At 61.3% G+C, this 2,156-nt stretch carries 1 protein-coding gene; it reads right to left on the bottom strand.

What is annotated here, in order from left to right; all coding sequences use genetic code 11:
• The coding region (locus AOY24_RS23315; RefSeq protein WP_235507547.1) for a DUF6531 domain-containing protein at positions 1-2,156 on the bottom strand (2,156 nt) is incomplete at both ends.

Genomic DNA, 2,156 nt, shown 5'->3' with positions numbered 1-2,156 from the left:
GTCTGGCGTTCAAGGTTCATCCGTCCCTGTTTATCGTACTCATACTGCACGGCGACGCGGTGGCCGTCGCTGAGATGGCTGACTTCGGTCAGCCAGCCGCGCGCGTTGTAGGTCCACTGTTCCGCCGGCTCATCATTGACGGTGCGGTGCGTCAGGCGGTCTGATGCATCGTAATGCCAGAGGGTGACAAGGCTTTCATCCTCACTGCGGATAAGCTGCCCGGTAATACCGTACTGATAACGCTGTGTTCTGCCGTCAAAGCCCGTTTCCTGCACCAGCCTGTCCAGCACATCATAAGCGAAGGTGGTGTGGCTGCCGTTTTCGTTGGTCAGTTGCGTCACACGGCCTGCGGCGTCGTATGCCATCTGCCGGGTCAGGCCGCCAGTGGTGGTGCTCACCGGGTGTCCAGCGGCATCATACTCTGTGGTCTGCCTGCTGCCGTCCGGGTGGAGCACGACCATCAGGTCGCCCGCGATGCTGTACTCATAGCGGGTTTCGTGGCCCTGTGCATTTTTCTGGCTGACCAGTCTGCCCCGGTCATCGTAAGTGCGGTAATGGCTGAGGCCTTCTTCCTGATGAAGGGCAGTGACCTGACCGAAGCGGTCATATTCGTAACGGGTCTGGTAGCCGGAGCAGTCGGTGAAGGTGAGCAACTGCCCGTAGCGGCTCCACGTCATCTGTTTCCGGCTGCCGGTGGCGTCTTCGCTGGCGGACGGGTATTCGCTGTGCGGGTTGTCATAAAACCAGCGGGTGGTGCTGCCGTCGCGCAGGGTGTCGGCGATGAGTCTGCCCTGAATGTCGTATTCCTGCCGGCTTTGCAGGCCGTCCGGGTATACGGTGTCCGTCAACTGGCGCTGGCTGTTGTAATAAAATTCAGTACGCCTGCCGTCTGGCGCGACGATTTCTTTTAACTGGCCGGAGCCGGGACTCAGGCGGTATTCCGTCTTACGGCCCGCCGCATCGGTCTGAGCAATAAGTCTCCCTGCCGGGTCGTATTCACTGTGAATGGCGCTGCCATCAGCGTATTCCTGTCTGACCACCCGCTTCAGCCCGCCTTCGCCTTCGGTGTGCAGCACCTCGCGACGGTTCAGGCTGTCGGTGATAATGACGCGGTTCTGTTCATACGCATAGGCATAGCTTAAGCCTTCCGGGTTACGCTGTTCCGTTACCCGCCCGACGATGTCATAGCGATAGCGTATCTCTGGTCTGCCCGCATAACGGTGTGCCACCATGCGTCCCGGATGCGGCGGGTCATACGTAAAATGGCGTACTGCCGTGCCGCTGCGGTCGTATACCGTTGCCAGTTCGCCACGCGGGGAATAGTCGTATCGCGCCAGCGGCGCGGCGGGCAGAGTGTCCGGGTATTCCGGGTCGTGGGTCAGCCATACTTCTGCCAGACGAAGGCCGTTGTCCGTGCCGTACGCGGTGGCGGGCAGAGCATCCGGGAAGGGAAGGGGTTTTGTGCCACTGGCGGTTACCTGCTTCCGGTACTGTGCTGCCCGCTGCGCCTGCGTGGTCAGCACCAGCCGGAAGCGGCGGCCTGCACCGTCCGTCACGGCGGTGATTTCCCCGGTTGCATCACCGGTAGCGGCACGATGGAAGACCATTCTCCGCCCTAAATTGTCCACCAGAGCCGTCAGCGTCCGGTACGGCGGCAGCGGGGCAGGTAAGGGTTCCTCCGCTCCCGGTACGCGCGCAGACCAGCCCAGGATCCACCACGGTCCCTGAACGCTGTTGGTTGCCAGATACACGTGTGGACTGGTGCGAATGTCTTCCGGCAACGACTGCCACAGTGTGTGCAGCGGATTGCTTTCATGCAGCGCCGGCACGCCGCCCCGCGCCAGCCAGAGCGATTCGCTGCGGCTGAAGGCCGTTTCACCGGGAAACAGCGGCTCAAAGTGGATGCTTCTGCCGCCGTTATCGTTAATGATCAGTTCGTTATCGTGGATTTGTAAGCGGATATCGAAGGGCGCTTTCCACCCGGGGCCAAAAATACCCACCGGTGCAGGCGTTTTCGTCCGGTAGCTGTTGTAAGTCCTCGAGAGCACAAACGGCAACGGGCCGGGCAGGGCGAAATCGGTTTCGCCGGGCAGCACCTTTGCACCCAGCAACGGATTGACCGGGTTACCGGAAGTCATCCCTCCCGGGCAGACCGA

This window comes from Citrobacter sp. CtB7.12 (assembly GCF_001297795.1).
Taxonomy (GTDB): domain Bacteria; phylum Pseudomonadota; class Gammaproteobacteria; order Enterobacterales; family Enterobacteriaceae; genus Citrobacter_A; species Citrobacter_A amalonaticus.
This window is presented reverse-complemented; position numbering and strand designations above follow the sequence as displayed.